This window comes from Caballeronia sp. LZ065, from assembly GCF_031450975.1.
Lineage (GTDB): Bacteria > Pseudomonadota > Gammaproteobacteria > Burkholderiales > Burkholderiaceae > Caballeronia.
This window is the reverse complement of the sequence record NZ_JARUXV010000005.1, coordinates 66,998-81,682: the sequence shown is the minus strand read 5'-3', so window position 1 is coordinate 81,682 and position 14,685 is coordinate 66,998. Positions and strand designations below refer to the sequence as shown.

15 protein-coding genes and 3 pseudogenes are annotated in these 14,685 nt (G+C 62.9%); 8 read left to right on the top strand and 10 right to left on the bottom strand.

What is annotated here, in order from left to right:
• Nucleotides 1-2: 2 nt before the first annotated feature.
• On the top strand, nt 3-365 hold the full coding sequence (locus tag QCE63_RS34120) for a c-type cytochrome (protein WP_309839522.1): 363 nt from the start codon (nt 3-5) through the stop codon (nt 363-365).
• A gap of 2 nt (nt 366-367) precedes the next feature.
• Nucleotides 368-1,642 (top strand): cytochrome c, encoded by a 1,275-nt coding sequence (locus QCE63_RS34115; protein WP_309839520.1) that lies wholly within the window; start codon nt 368-370, stop codon nt 1,640-1,642.
• 239 nt (nt 1,643-1,881) lie between these two features.
• Here QCE63_RS34115 and QCE63_RS34110 read toward each other — a convergent pair whose 3' ends face one another.
• On the bottom strand, nt 1,882-2,343 hold the full coding sequence (locus QCE63_RS34110; RefSeq protein ID WP_309839518.1) for a hypothetical protein: 462 nt from the start codon (nt 2,341-2,343) through the stop codon (nt 1,882-1,884).
• 17 nt (nt 2,344-2,360) lie between these two features.
• The gene (locus QCE63_RS34105) at nt 2,361-3,506 is read right to left on the bottom strand and encodes an L-dopachrome tautomerase-related protein (RefSeq protein ID WP_309839517.1); all 1,146 of its coding nucleotides are present in this window, start codon (nt 3,504-3,506) and stop codon (nt 2,361-2,363) included.
• A 304-nt stretch (nt 3,507-3,810) separates the two neighbouring features.
• Here QCE63_RS34105 and phoU point away from each other — a divergent pair.
• Nucleotides 3,811-4,517, top strand: a pseudogene (gene phoU / locus QCE63_RS34100) (phosphate signaling complex protein PhoU).
• Nucleotides 4,518-4,539: 22 nt separating this feature from the next.
• Here the strand turns inward: phoU and QCE63_RS34095 are convergent.
• The 4 genes from QCE63_RS34095 to QCE63_RS34080 form a co-directional block, all read right to left on the bottom strand.
• Entirely contained in the window at nt 4,540-5,442 is a 903-nt protein-coding gene (locus tag QCE63_RS34095) for a DUF72 domain-containing protein (protein ID WP_309839516.1), read from the bottom strand.
• A gap of 126 nt (nt 5,443-5,568) precedes the next feature.
• A complete protein-coding gene (locus QCE63_RS34090; protein ID WP_309839514.1) occupies nt 5,569-6,612 on the bottom strand; it encodes an SDR family oxidoreductase in 1,044 nt (347 codons plus the stop codon).
• A gap of 84 nt (nt 6,613-6,696) precedes the next feature.
• Nucleotides 6,697-7,068: a glycine zipper domain-containing protein gene (locus tag QCE63_RS34085; protein WP_309839513.1), complete on the bottom strand. Its 372-nt coding sequence runs from the start codon at nt 7,066-7,068 to the stop codon at nt 6,697-6,699.
• Between the two features lie 142 nt (nt 7,069-7,210).
• On the bottom strand, nt 7,211-7,684 hold the full coding sequence (locus QCE63_RS34080) for a GNAT family N-acetyltransferase (RefSeq protein ID WP_309839512.1): 474 nt from the start codon (nt 7,682-7,684) through the stop codon (nt 7,211-7,213).
• A 136-nt stretch (nt 7,685-7,820) separates the two neighbouring features.
• On the opposite strand from QCE63_RS34080, the gene QCE63_RS34075 reads away from it, so the two are divergent.
• Together QCE63_RS34075 and QCE63_RS34070 are read left to right on the top strand one after the other, a co-directional pair.
• Nucleotides 7,821-8,216, top strand: a complete 396-nt coding sequence (locus QCE63_RS34075; RefSeq protein ID WP_309839511.1) for a hypothetical protein — start codon at nt 7,821-7,823, stop codon at nt 8,214-8,216.
• Nucleotides 8,217-8,323: 107 nt separating this feature from the next.
• Nucleotides 8,324-8,536, top strand: coding sequence for a hypothetical protein (locus QCE63_RS34070; RefSeq protein WP_309839510.1), 213 nt, complete (start codon nt 8,324-8,326; stop codon nt 8,534-8,536).
• A gap of 48 nt (nt 8,537-8,584) precedes the next feature.
• Here QCE63_RS34070 and QCE63_RS34065 read toward each other — a convergent pair.
• The 3 genes and pseudogenes from QCE63_RS34065 to QCE63_RS34055 form a co-directional block, all read right to left on the bottom strand.
• A pseudogene (locus QCE63_RS34065) lies at nt 8,585-9,458 on the bottom strand (MBL fold metallo-hydrolase).
• Between the two features lie 341 nt (nt 9,459-9,799).
• On the bottom strand, nt 9,800-9,979 hold the full coding sequence (locus QCE63_RS34060) for a hypothetical protein (protein ID WP_309839761.1): 180 nt from the start codon (nt 9,977-9,979) through the stop codon (nt 9,800-9,802).
• 66 nt (nt 9,980-10,045) lie between these two features.
• A pseudogene (locus QCE63_RS34055) lies at nt 10,046-10,931 on the bottom strand (YihY/virulence factor BrkB family protein); the annotation flags it as partial.
• Nucleotides 10,932-11,259: 328 nt separating this feature from the next.
• Here QCE63_RS34055 and QCE63_RS34050 point away from each other — a divergent pair.
• The 3 genes from QCE63_RS34050 to QCE63_RS34040 all read left to right on the top strand — a co-directional run bounded on the left by QCE63_RS34050 (nt 11,260) and on the right by QCE63_RS34040 (nt 13,635).
• On the top strand, nt 11,260-12,135 hold the full coding sequence (locus tag QCE63_RS34050) for a manganese catalase family protein (RefSeq protein ID WP_309839509.1): 876 nt from the start codon (nt 11,260-11,262) through the stop codon (nt 12,133-12,135).
• 280 nt (nt 12,136-12,415) lie between these two features.
• Nucleotides 12,416-13,009 carry a ParB/Srx family N-terminal domain-containing protein gene (locus tag QCE63_RS34045; protein WP_309839508.1) on the top strand — a complete coding sequence of 198 codons (594 nt, stop codon included), beginning with the start codon at nt 12,416-12,418 and terminating at the stop codon, nt 13,007-13,009.
• A 119-nt stretch (nt 13,010-13,128) separates the two neighbouring features.
• Nucleotides 13,129-13,635, top strand: a complete 507-nt coding sequence (locus QCE63_RS34040) for a YetF domain-containing protein (protein ID WP_309839506.1) — start codon at nt 13,129-13,131, stop codon at nt 13,633-13,635.
• Nucleotides 13,636-13,915: 280 nt separating this feature from the next.
• Here the strand turns inward: QCE63_RS34040 and QCE63_RS34035 are convergent, their stop codons facing one another.
• Complete coding sequence (locus QCE63_RS34035; RefSeq protein WP_309839504.1) at nt 13,916-14,098, bottom strand: hypothetical protein; 183 nt, start codon at nt 14,096-14,098, stop codon at nt 13,916-13,918.
• Nucleotides 14,099-14,685 lie beyond the last annotated feature (587 nt).

Genomic DNA, 14,685 nt, shown 5'->3' with positions numbered 1-14,685 from the left:
GCGTGCGCCAGGTTCCGGTCGCGCTGTTGCTGATCGTCGCGCTCGCTGCTTGCAATGACAAGCCGCCGTCGTCCGATTCGATCACCGGCGGCAATCCGCAACGCGGACTCGAGGCGATTCAGCGCTATGGCTGCGGCGCGTGTCACCGAATCGACGGCGTGCCGGGCGCAATCGGCAAGGTCGGACCGACGCTGCAGAACATCGGCGAGCGCGCTTACGTAGCGGGCAAGTTGCCGAATACGCCGGAGAACCTGCAGACGTGGATTCGCTTCCCGCAACGCCTCGTGCCGGGCAGTGCGATGCCCGACCTCGGCGTGAGCGAGATCGACGCGCGCGACATCGCCGCTTATCTGTATCACCAATGACGATGAACGTTTCCCGCTTCCTCCTCATCCTGCTCCTGTGGCCTCTCACTGTCATGGCGGACGACGCAGCGCCCTCGCCCGAACTGCTTGCTCGCGGCGCGTATCTTGCGAAAGCCGCGGACTGCGCGGGCTGCCATACGGCGCCATCGAACGGCGCGCCGTATGCGGGTGGACTCGAGATGACGTCGCCCTTCGGGACCATCGTCAGTAGCAACATCACACCGGACCGTGAAACGGGCATCGGTGGGTACAGCTTCGAGGACTTCGCAAAGGCGTTGCGCGAAGGCGTGCGGCGCGATGGCAAAGGCCTGTATCCGGCGATGCCCTATCCCGCCTTCGTCAAGATCTCCGACGAAGACATGCATGCCCTTTACGCCTACATGATGCACGGTGTGCCGTCCGTGGATCATCGGCCACCTGAAACGAAGGTGCCGTTTCCGTTCAATCAGCGCTGGGCCTTGCGACTATGGCGGATGGCGTTCGCGCCGAAGCAGCCGTTCGAGCCGCACGCGGACCGCGATGCGGCGTGGAATCGCGGCGCGTATCTCGTGCAGTCGCTCGGGCATTGCGGCTCGTGTCACACGCCGCGTGGCATCGCCTATCAAGAGCGCGGTTATGACGAATCATCGAAGACGTTTCTTTCCGGCGGCATCAACGACAACTGGTTCGCGCCGAACCTGCGCGCGGATCCGGGCTCGGGGCTGGACCGCGTCACGGTCGAAGACCTCGCCGCGTTCATGAAGACCGGTCACGGCGCGGGCATCGTGGCGTACGGAAGCATGGTCGAAACGATCGAGGACAGCCTGCAATATCTGACCGATGACGACGTGCGCGCCATTGCCGTCTATCTGAAGACGCTGCCCGCGACGGGCGCCGCCGACGGCGTCTTCGATCCCGCGCTTGCGCAGCCCGGCCGCCTGAAGACCCGCGCGCCCGACTTTCCGCCTGCACAGGGCGCGGCCGTGTATGCGGGCTTCTGCGCGCAGTGCCATCGCGATGACGGGAAGGGGGTGCCGAACGCGTTTCCGGCGCTTGCCGGCAATCCGTCCGTCATCACCGAGGACACGACTTCGCTCATACGGCTCTTGGTCGAAGGCGGCAACAGTCCGGCGACGATACACGGCCCGCCGCGTCAAGCGATGCCGCCCTTCGCCGGACGCCTCACCGATGTCCAGATCGCGCAAGTGCTGACCTACTTGCGCGCGTCGTGGGGCAACGATGCGCGTCCGATCACGACCAACGATGTCGCGTCGATGCGCAGCAATCTGCATAAGTGACAGCTCTCCGTGCCGGCCGCGACACAGAAGTGGTCTCGTGGTCCGGCTATAGCGAGTGCCCTCGTACGTCTCACCGGGCTTGGATCGCGCGCGGTCCGTCACGTCGCGCCGCTTCACTTACCGGCGCAGCCATATCAAGCTCCGGCCCGCTTCGCGGCCGACGGGCCAATCGGGTCTGCGAGTGCGTTCGTCTTTTGTGAGTTTCTCTCGCATACCCGGCGGCAGCGCGTAGCGACGCGTCAGCGGACCGCGCGTCGCGCCAACGCGGCTATGGCGAACCCCGCAGCCAGCGCGACATAAGCCATCGCCAGCGAACGCGTCGACACATGCGCTTCGAATCCCGGCGTGAAGCGTTTCGGAACCACGTGGTAATCGACTACATAAGCGATGAGCGCGGTCGCCGCCGCAGCGCTCACAATTCCTGCGGGACGGCTCCGTCGTCCGCACAGCGATTCGAACAGAACGCCCCAGAACACTGCGCTGCCCATATGAATCGTCGCCCCGAGCGCCGTGTACTTGATGCTCGGCGTCTCCTGCGACGATGCATCGGGCCACAGGCAGTGCGTCACGGCATTCAGCGCGGCGTACGGCGCATGCCCCGCGCGCAGCGCCCCGGTAGATGCCGCCGAGGCCATTGCGAGCCCCGCTGCCGAACCCGAGCAGAGGGCGCGAACGATCCGATCGTCGAATTGCTGTTTCATACGCTGCCTTCCTCTTTCTAACGTTTGCGAATCGCATACAGCCGCGTCGGCAACGCGATAGGACTCTGCGGATCGAACCAGCTCATCTCTGGGATGCGCGAATCGGTGATATAGATCGTGCCGTCGGCGCCTTCCGAGAATGTGTCGGGCCAGACCAGATTGCGGTCCCGCAGCAGCGTGTCGAAGCGCTCGCCGTCACGCACGCGAATCGCGTGATGCTCGACCGACGACACATAGAGACGTCCATGCTCGTCGAACCAGAGTCCGTCCGCGGGTCCATCGATAGCCACCGCCTCCACGCGCGCCGAGACCTGTTGCGGACTCAGTTGCGCGTTCTGCAGCGCGTCGGTTGCGATGCGATAAAGCGTCTTGCCCTTCACCGCCTGCCAATAGAGATAGCGTCCGTCCGGCGTCAGCGCGATGCCGTCCGCCGAAAAGCTCACGCGCCTGCCGTCCGTCTGTTGCAGCGGCTTGCCGTCGACCTTCACGGTGACGGTCTTGTCGGCCTGCGTGCTCGGATCGCCGTCGAGCACCCGTCGCGCGCTTCCGGAGGCCGTATCGACCACGACGATCGCGCCGCGCACGCCGGAATCGGTGATGTAGACGAAACGCCCGTCCGGACCGATACGCACGTCGTTGAGATAGCTTCCTTGTGGCGCGATGGTTTCATCGAACGCGTAGACATGCGCGACGCGATTCGACGCCAGATCGATCTGCACGAGCTTCGGCGCGCCCGGCACGACGAGCGATTGCGCCGGCGCGCCGGGATCGATCACCCAGAGGTTTCCATGCTTGTCCGCCACGACGGACTGCACACATACCCAATGATCCTGAGGCGTGACTTCATCGCGGCGCGCGTTGCGCCAGCTATTCCATTCGGGATCGGGATAAGGACGCAGATCGCCGGACGCTCCGAGCTCCGCGACGGAGATGGGCGTGTCTTCCGTCCAGCGCGGGAAGTTGACGAACGTACGGCCATCCGGCGTGACCGTCACGCCCGTAACCTGATGTTCGAACGTAGCGATGAGCTGAAGCTGCGGACCGCCGCCGGCGTGATTGCCGCGCGTGTCCGCGCTCTCCTGCGCGACGCCCGCTTGAGCGAACGCGGCAAGGCTCAGTGTGAGAAAAAGAAAGCGGCACAGCGGCTTCGAGACGAGCACCATGATCGGCTCCAACGGTGGCATTGCGCGATGACAGCAATCGCGATGCCAAATCGTTTGAAATCCCGCTTTCCTTTTCATTGACCTGCCTGGTGACGCGTAATGGCTGTCCGAAACGCTAACGTGGCGAACATGCAGCAAATCCTTGCTGCCTGGCGATGCAAACGCCCTTGCCAGCGGGGTTGCTAACTTGCGCAGTTACCAGGAAACGGTATATACCGTTATTGCCTACACGACGAACGCGACGTCCGCCCTCGGCGCCGCACCGCTCCACGCTGATCATGAGGGCGTGAAACAGGTAATCGCCATGCCAGACAAGCATATCTCACGCGCCTTTGACGCCTCGCTCGATGCGCTCTCGACCCATCTTCTGGAGATGGGCGGTCTGTCGAAATGCAGATCGAACGCTGCCTGCGATTGCTGGACGCCTACGACCCTGCGCTCGCGCTGGAAATTCGCGCCGGAGAGCGGCTTCTCAACTCATGTGAAATCGAGATCGACGATGAAATACAACATGTGATCGCCCGACGACAGCCCGCTGCCTGCGACCTCAGGCTGCTGATGGCCATGTCCAAATGCGTGACGAACCTCGAACGCATGGGCGATGAAGCGCGAAAGATGTGCAAACGGATGCGGCGCATTTCCGAAAGTGGTGAAACGGCAAGCTTCCATGTCGCCGAACTGAAGAAATGCGGCGAGATGGCTCACGTCATCCTGCATCGGGTGCTCGACGCATTCGCACGAATGGATACCATCGATGCGGCGCGCATCGTACGCGACGATAAAGCCATTGACACAGTGTTCCGCTCGTTTTCCCGCAGCCTCGCCGTGCAGATGCATGCAGCACCCGGAACCATCCCGGTCGCGCTCGAATACCTGTTCATAGCCAAGGCTCTGGAGCGGATCGGAGATCACGCCAAGAATATCGCTGAGTTCCTCGTGTTCGTGGTCAAGGGCCGGGACGTGCGTCACATATCGCTGGACGAACTCGAACGAGAGGCCTTGGCGAATTGACGGCGCCTTCTCGACGATTGTTTTATCGCGACGAGCCGCTGAAGGACCCTTCCTGGAGACGTTCTCGCAGCCGCTTGGCATCGAACGGCGCCTGTACTTTTTGATCGTTGTCGAAGTAACAGAATACATCGCGCGATGCGCGGCTTCGCGGCTTGTGCGCCGTGATGAGCCGGGCATCCTCGGCCTGGGTTCCCTTCGCCCAGCACACGATGCGATGCGCCCATGCGTCGAGTGCCTCGTCGGTATACGCGCCGCCGTAAAGCGTTTCTGTGCCGTGCAGACGCATGTACACGAAATCGGAGGTCAAATCTTCCGCGTATGGCCAGCCAGCCGTGGAGTCCGATACGACCAGCGCAACGCCGTGTTTGCGCAGCAAGCGTACGAAGGTCTCGTCAAGAAAGCTCGGATGTCGAATCTCGACGGCGTGCCTCAACACCCGGTTTTTCCTTGGCGCATCGAACCACGGCTCCTTTACTCGCGTGTCGTGCCGCTGAGCGAACGCAGCGGCGCAGGCCGCATCCTTCGGCAAGAGCGCGAGGAAGCGCTCGAAGTCGTCCACATGAAAGGCGAAGCTCGGCGGGAATTGCCAGAGAAACGGGCCGAGCTTTTCGCCAAGGCCCAGTACGCCGGAGGCGAAGAAGTTCGCCATCGCGGGGATGGCCGTTTCGTCGCGAAAGCGCAGCATGTGGGTGAGATAGCGAGGGCCCTTTACGCTGAAAACGAAGTCGTCTGGCGTCGCGTCATGCCATGTACGCCAACTCGATGCGCGTTGCAGGGAGTAATGCGAGCCGTTGATTTCAATGCTCTGTATCCGGCCCGACGCAAATTCGAGTTCGCGCGCCTGCGGGAGTTTGGGCGGATAGAAGACGCCGCGCCAGCCCGTATATCGCCAGCCCGAGATGCCGATGCGCACGCGGCCCGTCATGACCCGCGCTCGTACGCATTTTCACGCGGCGGACGCGTATTTGCGCAGGCTGCGCAGCAGCCTTCGTGGACATCAAAGGCATCGCCCATCGAGACTGCTTCCTCCTTGCATGAGGCGCTCATGCTTTTAGCGCAGGAAGCGGGGCAACCGGCGTCCCTGTGTCTCGCGCACATAGCGCCGCGCCGCCGCGACCAGCAGCACGCCCGCGACTCCCATGAGCGCCGCACGCGCGCTCATGGGATGGGTATGCGCATCGGTGTAAAAGCTGCGTTCGCGGACCCGGCCGTGCCGTCCGGACCGTTCGCTCAGGCCTGTGCCGCTCTCATGGAGCGCATCGCCGTCGCGCCGGGGCTCGCTCGTGAGCTGGGCCTTGACGCCGAGCCGGCGCATCATCGCGTCGTACACGCGCGGCGCCGAGCGCCCGAACCACGCCACGCCGCGCGACGCGCCACCCGCGTAGACATCGCGCTGCGGATGAGCCGCCGCGTGCAGTATTGCTCGCGCGACAACATCGGGCGCATACACCGGCTGCGGCAGCTTCGGCTGGTGATCGAGATAGTTTTTCGCATGCTCGACGAAAAGCGTGTCGATGCCCGCAGGCTTGACGAGGGTCACCGAGACCGGTGCGCGCTCGTCGGCGAGCTCGATGCGCAGTGCATCGGTGAAACCCTTCACGGCATGCTTCGATGCCACGTAGGCACCTTGCAGCGGAATTGCGACATCCGATAGCTCGCTTCCGAGATTGATGAGCGCGCCGCCCCGTTCCCGCAAACGCTGCACGGCGACGACCGAGCCGTTGACGACGCCCCAGTAATTCGTATCGAAGAGCTTGCGCTGGTCCTCCAGTGGTACATCGACGCAGCGGCCGTACAACGAGACGCCTGCATTGTTGATCCAGGTGTCGAAGCCGCCGAAACGCGAGATCGCCTTATCGGCCGCGACCTGCAGCTGGGCGCGGTCGCCGACATCGGCGACGGCGTACGAGACACTGTAGCTTCGATCTCGCGACAACTCGCTGGCAAGCTCGGATAGCGCCTTTTCATCGCGCGATATGAGCATAAGCCTGGCGCCGCGTCGGGCAGCGGTGCGCGCGGTGACGAGCCCGATTCCACTCGTCGCGCCCGTGATGACGATGACCTGTTCGTGTAGAGGTTTGAGTCTGATTCGCATGGTGCACTCGCTGCGGGAGAGGAATCCATGCGCTCAAGCATTGCGCGTTCCTCAGCACACGCAGGCGGGCGCCACCGCGGCAGTTCAACGCGATGCAAGCATCCCGACGACCAGACCCGCGACCGCGGCCAGCGCGATCGCTTTCCACGGATTGTCGTGCACGAAGTCATCGGTCGTTTCGGAGGCCGCGCGGTATCGGGTCGCCATTCCGTCCCGGACGTTGGAAAGCCTGTCCTTGACGGTCGAACGCATATCGCTGCCGGACGAGGAAGCGTTATCGCCAGAATCCCACGACTGAGACGCCGCGCGAAAATTACCCCCGCCGCCGCTTGCGGATGACTCGTCGCTTTTGCTGGAAGAATCATGAGTCGCGCTTGTCGGGAACTCATAAGCAGTCTCGGCCCTTTCGGTGATGAGAGATTTGGCCGGGTCGGAACCGTGAACCGTGTTAGCCATGAACGTCTCCTCGGGTGTTTAAGGGATCGGGCCGGCGAAACGCGGGTCGCCGGGCATCGACGCGACCCGTGCAATTCGCATGCCGTCGGACGTTGGCAGTCCGGCCATTGTCGACGTCATCGCGGCGCTCGGCGAGCAAGCGTCAGTCATCGACGAGCATTTTTTCGAAGCAGCGCGCATCCGGCTGACCGATGTAAGCGCCGTATCGCTCCATCGGCCTGTAACCGTTGCGCTGGTAGAAGTCGATCGCACGCTTGTTGACCGCCCGTGTTTCCAGAACGAGCCTCGTGTAGCCACACGCTGCAGCGGCCTCGAGTTGCTGGTTGATGGCAGTGCCGACGCCGGACCCACATTGCCGGCTATAGATTCTTTTGAGCTCGGCCGCGGACGCGTCGAAATGCCGGAACGCGCCGCAACCGACGGGCTCCCCGAGGGCCGTTCGCGCGACGTAGAACATGCCGTTCGCCGATCGGAACTCGTCGACATCGAACCTCGACTGCCCGCCGTCGCCCGAGAATAGCGCCAGCATGGCGCTGAGTTCATCGAGCAAGACTTGTCCGTCGGTCGAGGCCGGATCTTCACGCCGCACGGTTATCGCAATGGATGACTGAGTCATTCGCCACTCCCTGTTGTTTGCACGCGTTTGCACGCGTTTTCACTCGCTCAGCAAGTCGCAGACCTACAGGGCGCGCTGAACCTCGGAACGGCGTTTGCTGAATTTCCCACACGACTCATTCGACGCTCGAATCGCCATGACCAACACATTCGATGTTCAAGGTACGTCCGCCGTGCCAGCGCACTTCTTCCTGATGTCGACACCGCCCGACCCCTCGGCCGACGGCGAAAGCGACGACCTCGATGATCTTCTCGATGAAACTGGCGCAACGACCCATCGCAGCACCGGCAAGACCGGCACCGACACGAAGGCCGAGCCCGATCCCAAGCCGAAGCCCTCGTCGTCGGCGCAGCCGGATCACATCGAGCAACAGCCGGTGCCCGGTCACACGGAGAACATTCCGGCTAATCCGGCTGAACCCGCGCCGCGTGGAGCGAATGAAGACCGCGCGCCCGATGCGCGGCCCGACACCAAACCAGGCACACCGCCGGGCACGCAAAGCGAGCGTGACCGCAACCAGTCGCCGGACTGAGCCGGAGAATCCCGGTTGCGTCGAGCTTGCTTGCCACTTCTCATCGACCGGCACGCGACAAAGAGCACAACAAGGAGCAAAACAAGGAGCCCAACAAGGAGCGCACCATGAAGTCGTCCATCACGTCGAAAGCCTTGCTGATCGCTGCAATGTCGGCAGGTGTTTGCCTCGTCGCTGGCTGCAACCGCGATCACACCGGCGCGGGAAGCGCGGCCGGCGACACTTCGGCTGCCGCGCCCGCCTCGGTCACATCCGCGCCGGCCGCGGCGAGTTTCCCCGCGACGGCGGCGAGCGATGCGCCTTCGGGCGCCAGCCAGTAAGCCGGATACAAACCAGGGAACGAAGCCTGGGCGCAACGGCGTGCACATTCAAGCGGGTCGCGACAGCAGGGCTTCGGCGGGAATGCCCGGCGAGCGTCCCGCCATGCGCTCGAACTCGATCGGGTCGTGACTGCAGAAGACCCGCACGTCGCGCGCAGCGTCTTCATTGCACAGCGCCCGAAGTCTCGCCTGATTGCGCCGCCGCGCTGCGCCGTCCTTGTCCATCATCCACTGATAAAACGCAAGGCCGGGCGTGCAGCGAGGTCGCGCGGGATCCATTTCCGTGTGATAGAAGTACGCGTCCGCCGCCAGCAGAAGCCAACCCTCATTCGACCGAACGGCGATACCCGCATGACCGAACGTGTGGCCGCACAAGGGAACGAGCGCGATCTCGTCAGCGCAGCGAGTGAGGGGACGCACGCTTTCGAATCCGTACCAGTGGTCGCCGTCGCTGTGATGCACGAGCCAGTTGGCCTGCGTCGACCACTGCTGCGGCCGGAAGCGCTGGCGGTCCAGCCAGGTCTTCTCGCAGCGCGTAGTCCCGCTCGGTTTGCAGCATGTGGACGTGCGCGTGCGGAAAGTCATCGAGACCGCCGGCATGATCGAAGTCGAGATGGCTCAGCAGAATGTGACGCACGTCCGCCGTCGAAAATCCGAGCCGCTCGATCTGCCGCGCCGCCGTCATCTCCACGCGGAACTCGGGCTTCAACATCAACAGGAAGAACGCGCTCAGGCGGCTGCGCGGATCGGCGACATCGCGCAGACCGAAGCCCGTGTCAGCCAGCACGAGGCCGTCATTTGTTTCGATGAGCAGGCAATGGCACGACAGCTCACCGCGTCGCAGCAGGCTGGCGGTGCGCCCGTCGAAGAGCTTGCCGCCGAGCGGACAGCTAGAAATGCAATTGAGATGATGAACGCGCATGCCTATGTCTATGGAATGACGTCGCAATCACGACGTGGTAAGCACCAGGGACTGCTTGAACGCGTCCCACGCATCTTTGGGACGCGCGCTATGAACTCTGGCGAGCCATGCCATCTGATCGTCCTTCGAAAGCGTGTGCCACCACTCGCTGCCATTACGTAAGTCCTTTATCCGAGAATCGAATTCCATACGGTCTATCCGTGTTCCGATAGACACAGACACGCAGTCGGTGTGCCTCCTCCGTGCCGACTGCGCGGCGAACCCATCTGACCTGGACGAATACTTTGCATGGCATCACGTCAGGACATCCATTCGATCCGGCTGCCCCGGCGATAAGGCGATCAGAACCGCCTCACCGCATGACCGCGACGCGCGCCCTTCGTCAGGATAAAGAGGCTTGCGCCCGCCGCTGCAATCGCTAAGCGGCTCGGATTCGCCTTCACCGCATCGAGCATCTTCGCGAACACCGGCGTGCCGCCGGACCGCACGTGCTTATCGGACAGCACCGTAGCCGCGGACACGTTCACGTGTGCAGCACCCGGCGTGACCGGCGCACGTGTGTTCGCTGGCGCGCTCGCCTGCGTGATACGAGGCCCACGCTCCTGTCGAGACGCTTGCCCGTCGCCTTCGCGCGCTTCGCCTTCACGCGCTTCGACTCGCGTTGCAGCGGCTTCCGCGCCGAGCAGCATGACAGCGGCGGCGAAATACAGCCACATCAGCAACACGGCGAGCGAGCCGGCCGCGCCGAACGCGCTCGCGGTCCCGGCGTGCGTCAGATACAACGCAAAGAGCTTCTTTCCCGCGGAAAAACAGCACCGCGGAAATGAGCCCGCCCACGAGCGCATCGCGCCACGGCACGTGACCGTCCGGAAGATACTTCAACAGCGCGGCAAACGCGCACAACAGGATCACGAGACCGAGCATGAACTGCACGATATCGCCGATGATGACGAGCGGCGAATCTCCGAATACCCATTTGCCCGCTGCCTGCACGGCTGCGTCCAGCACGAGCGACACGATCAGCAGAAACGCGACGCCCATGACGAGGCCGAACGAAATCAGCCGCACCTTGACGAGCGTTGCGACGCCCGATGCTTCCTTGCCGCGCTTCGGCCAGATGATCGACAGCGCCGTGTTCAATGACGAGAACGTAGCCGACGCGCCTACGGCCAGCAGTATGAGCGACATCGCCGCGGCAAGGCCGCTTCCGGCGCTGAGGTGCGCATGCTTGACGATCGCCTGCACGCTCGCGGCCGCATCCTTTCCGAGCATGCCGTTGATCTGATGAAGAAGCTGTCCGCGAGCGGCCTCCGCGCCGAACAACAGCCCGGCGACGGCGATCACCATGACGAGCGTCGGCGCGAGCGAAAACGCAGAATAAAACGCAATGCTCGCGGCCATCGGCGCGGCGCGATCGGCGCCGAAATGTTTGAATGTCCGCGCGGGCCATGCGAAGGCCCGGCCAACAGCGATCTGACGTTCATGGCTGTCTCAGGTGATCCATGCGCCACGCACGGAGCATCGAAGATGCCCCCCGCCGGAAACAGCCGCCTCGCATGGCATACGCGTTGCTGATTCGCGTTCAGGTCGTCGCGGATTCGATCCGCACAGCGGCCGTTCATATCACGACGCGGCTTCCCCGCGATACGCCGGCGCGCTTTCTTCGCGCCGAGGCTCGCAGCAGCATGACCGTAAGCGACTCTTTTGATGTCCTCTTGGTCGTTGCGAGTAAAACTGTTCAACCCTTGTGATTCGCGCCGAGCCCGTGAAGGGTTTCGTGCGCCCAAAAGGAGTCGCCCAAATGTTCGTGCATAACAAGCGTCTGCAATACACCGTTCGCGTGAGCGCGCCCAACCCCGGACTTGCCAATCTGCTCCTTGAGCAGTTCGGTGGCCCGCAGGGCGAATTGGCCGCCGCATGCCGATACTTCACACAAGCCGTCGGCGAAGACGATCCGGGCCGCAAAGACCTGTTGTTCGACATCGCGACCGAAGAACTCAGCCATCTCGAAGTGATCGGCTCGATCGTCGCGATGCTGAACAAGGGCGCGAAAGGCCAGCTCGCGGAAGCGGTGGAGTCCGAAGCGGAGTTGTACCGGTCGCTCACCGGCGGCGGCAACGATTCGCACACCACCGCCCTGCTCTATGGGGGCGGCCCGGCGCTCACCAACTCGGCGGGCGTGCCCTGGACCGCTGCCTATATCGACACCATCGGTGAGCCGACGGCCGACTTGCGCTCCAACATCGCGGCGGAGGCGCGCGCGAAGATCGTCTATGAACGTCTCATCAACGTGACGGACGATCCGGGCATCAAGGAAGCGCTAGGCTTTCTGATGACGCGCGAAATCGCGCACCAGAAATCATTCGAGAAAGCGCTTCACTCGATTCAGCCGAACTTTCCTCAAGGCAAGTTGCCGGGCAAGCCGGAATTCACGAGCGTCTACTTCAACATGTCGAAGGGTGACGATGTGCGCGGTCCGTGGAACGAGGGCGGCGACTGGAAGTTCGTCGAAGATCCGCAACCGGCCGTCGACGGCGGTGACGGAACGGCGACCGTGACCGTGACCGAACAGGACGTCGAGGTGCTGCAGGCGATGGCATCGCGCACGGCCTCGGATCCAACCGCCGCGCCGACCACCGGGGCCGATCTGGGCGCTGGAAAGGCCAACGAGGTGTAACACCGGCCGGCGCCGCCGAGCTTCAGGGCGGCGACAAAGCGCTGTGCGGCCAAGCGAGCCGGCAGACGCCGCATCGAGATTTACCTGCACTCGGAAGGAGATGTCGTTATCGGCTAGCGCTGGTCGCAGGCGCGGAGGTCTAGCTTACGAGATGTCCTGCTGCTGCCCGCAATTCAAAACGGCGGGCGTATGTTTTGCTCCAGGCTTTGTGGGACGCGCGTCGTGGTTCAACGTCCGACGCGCCCCCGTGGACGACGGGCAAGCACGCTGGAGCTAAACCATGCAAACTGTAAAAATCAAAGAGTTGCGTCCGACGCAATTGACGCATGGACTTCGGGAAGTGCGAGCCAAAACTAGGGCTTACAAAGCCTTGTCGGGACACGAACTAGATGTGGCAATCGCAGAGAAGCCCGTCCCCGTCGTGTACGGCCCATCGGCAGTTCCCTACGCAATCGACCATCATCATGTCGCCGCCGCCTTGTTCCATGCGGACGTGAGCGTCGTTCCTGTCGTTCTTGTAAAAGACCTTTCCTCACTTTCGGCAGCGGAATTCTGGCTCGCTCTTGAAAACGAGCGCTGGACCTTTCCGTACAACGCCAAAGGCGAGCGCGTGTCGTTTTCAGAGATGCGCACGGAGATCTGGGACCTGCAGGACGATGAATTCCGCAGCCTCGCGGCGGCTGTCGAAAGCGCCGGCGGATACAAGAAAGCCGGCGTCCCTCTCGAAGAATTCCGCTGGGCGGATTTCTTTCGACATCGCCTGCCTCTACCTACGAGCGACGACGAATTCGACTCGCTCGCAAAGGAAGCGGCGAAACTCGCGTTGACTAAAGCCGCGCTCGGGCTACCGGGGTATTTGGGACCGGCGGACTGAGCGAATAGACGGCTAACGAAAATCCTCGTGCCGGGGAGCGTTGCGGGGAGCACCGACCGACTTCTCATCGCTCGTCCCGACACCTCGATGTAAACGGCAGCCGATAATCGGAGGCACCAATGAGCTTCTTGCTAACAATGTTCGGCGAAGGACGCGACCTTGACTCCCTTCAAATTTCCGCGCGCGCCGTTGCCGTATTCTTCGGCGCACTAGCGCTTATCCGCATCGCGGGTCGGCGCTCGTTCGGTCAGCGTTCGCCCTTCGACTATGTCGTTGCAATACTGCTCGGTGCGACCCGGAGCCGGGTCATCGTCGGCGCGTCCGCAGCGATTCCTACGGTCGTTGCCTCTCTTGTTCTGGTGGTCATCCATCGGGTGCTTGCGTGGTCATGCGTACATTTTCCGTGGCTGGAAAGACTGATTGTCGGCGTCGAAAGGGAAGTCTTCAAAGACGGCAAGTTCAACGACACGCAGATGTCTGCCGCGCTCATCACGCAGACCGACGTGTTCGAGACAGCTAGACAAGAGTTGCATACAAGGACTCTCGACGAAGTAGAGGCCGCTATCCTCGAGCGTAACGGCCAGGTAAGCCTAATCCGCAAGCAGGCAAATCGCGACGCCGCATGAGAACCGATCCAAGACGCCCTGGGCTGCAGCGGCTCTTCCAGGACTTGTTGCTTCGGACCTTCTGCCGGCCGTTACAGAGCGTTTCAGTCAAGGGGCCACGGTCGCCTATCGCAGCATCGTTCAGCCGCGCAGAGGCCGACGTCTATGCGATCAACAAAATCCCGTGGCGCCCGCGCACCCAACTTCCGCCGCGCCTGCTTCCCATTGACCGGTCGTGTGCGATACATCGAAGTCGGCGGTCGCCTTGGCAGGCGAGCGGATCGACCGCCGAACCATTCCGCTAGCGCGGGCCGTGCCGTTGCTTGGCGCCGCCACCGGCGCCGTGATCCTTGCCGGCCTGGGTGTGATTCGCCGCATGCTGGCCGCTTCCAGGCTTGCTGCTCTGCGCGGTCGCGGGCTTGCCAGAGTTCGCCCGGGCCTTGGCGTCCTGCTCGGTCTGGCCAGTCGGTGATGCTGTCCTCATAGTGATGTCCTCGCTGGTTGAAGTCGCCGCCGCGGGATAGCAGCGCGCATCATCCATCGCGCAATGGCCATGCCGTCAGCGCTGGAGTGAGGCAGGGTTTCCGTACAGCCACGGACCATCCGGTCGTCGCATACTGAAGGGGCGCCATTCGACGGCGCAGTTCATCTCCAAGTGCGATTTGCCCGCCCTGCAGCAAGCGGGCATTTTTTTGCGCGTACCGCCTTCGAGACCATACTCAACGTCCAAATCTTCATGCGTCCCGCGACTGACGAGCCGCTTGCCCATGGAAGTACTCTCCGCGCACTGAGGAGACAAGGCGTAGCGGTTCAACGCAAAAAAGACGCGAGATCGTATGACCATCCTCGGCACGCGCGCGGTGGGCACGCTGCGTCTCTGCGCGGCATCTCGCGTCGATGTCGTTCATTTGGGGCGCCTCGATTCAACGCTGCGAGGAGCCCGACGCCTGACCGCATCGTCGTATGGCTCTTCTGCCTCCAGTGAAGTAGTTGGAAGCGCTTATGCAGATGAACCGAAGTCGCGTAATTATTCCTGGCTTTTTGCGTTCTCCCTCTGTCGCTTGCCGCGGG

What these genes read in the sequence shown, in the direction of transcription:
- QCE63_RS34115 (WP_309839520.1), top strand. Translation starts at nt 368, where the DNA reads ATGAACGTTTCCCGCTTCCTCCTCATCCTGCTCCTGTGGCCTCTCACT.
- QCE63_RS34110 (WP_309839518.1), bottom strand. Translation starts at nt 2,343, where the DNA reads ATGAAACAGCAATTCGACGATCGGATCGTTCGCGCCCTCTGCTCGGGT.
- QCE63_RS34105 (WP_309839517.1), bottom strand. Translation starts at nt 3,506, where the DNA reads ATGGTGCTCGTCTCGAAGCCGCTGTGCCGCTTTCTTTTTCTCACACTG.
- QCE63_RS34095 (WP_309839516.1), bottom strand. Translation starts at nt 5,442, where the DNA reads ATGACGGGCCGCGTGCGCATCGGCATCTCGGGCTGGCGATATACGGGC.
- QCE63_RS34090 (WP_309839514.1), bottom strand. Translation starts at nt 6,612, where the DNA reads ATGCGAATCAGACTCAAACCTCTACACGAACAGGTCATCGTCATCACG.
- QCE63_RS34085 (WP_309839513.1), bottom strand. Translation starts at nt 7,068, where the DNA reads ATGGCTAACACGGTTCACGGTTCCGACCCGGCCAAATCTCTCATCACC.
- QCE63_RS34080 (WP_309839512.1), bottom strand. Translation starts at nt 7,684, where the DNA reads ATGACTCAGTCATCCATTGCGATAACCGTGCGGCGTGAAGATCCGGCC.
- QCE63_RS34075 (WP_309839511.1), top strand. Translation starts at nt 7,821, where the DNA reads ATGACCAACACATTCGATGTTCAAGGTACGTCCGCCGTGCCAGCGCAC.
- QCE63_RS34070 (WP_309839510.1), top strand. Translation starts at nt 8,324, where the DNA reads ATGAAGTCGTCCATCACGTCGAAAGCCTTGCTGATCGCTGCAATGTCG.
- QCE63_RS34050 (WP_309839509.1), top strand. Translation starts at nt 11,260, where the DNA reads ATGTTCGTGCATAACAAGCGTCTGCAATACACCGTTCGCGTGAGCGCG.
- QCE63_RS34045 (WP_309839508.1), top strand. Translation starts at nt 12,416, where the DNA reads ATGCAAACTGTAAAAATCAAAGAGTTGCGTCCGACGCAATTGACGCAT.
- QCE63_RS34040 (WP_309839506.1), top strand. Translation starts at nt 13,129, where the DNA reads ATGAGCTTCTTGCTAACAATGTTCGGCGAAGGACGCGACCTTGACTCC.
- QCE63_RS34035 (WP_309839504.1), bottom strand. Translation starts at nt 14,098, where the DNA reads ATGAGGACAGCATCACCGACTGGCCAGACCGAGCAGGACGCCAAGGCC.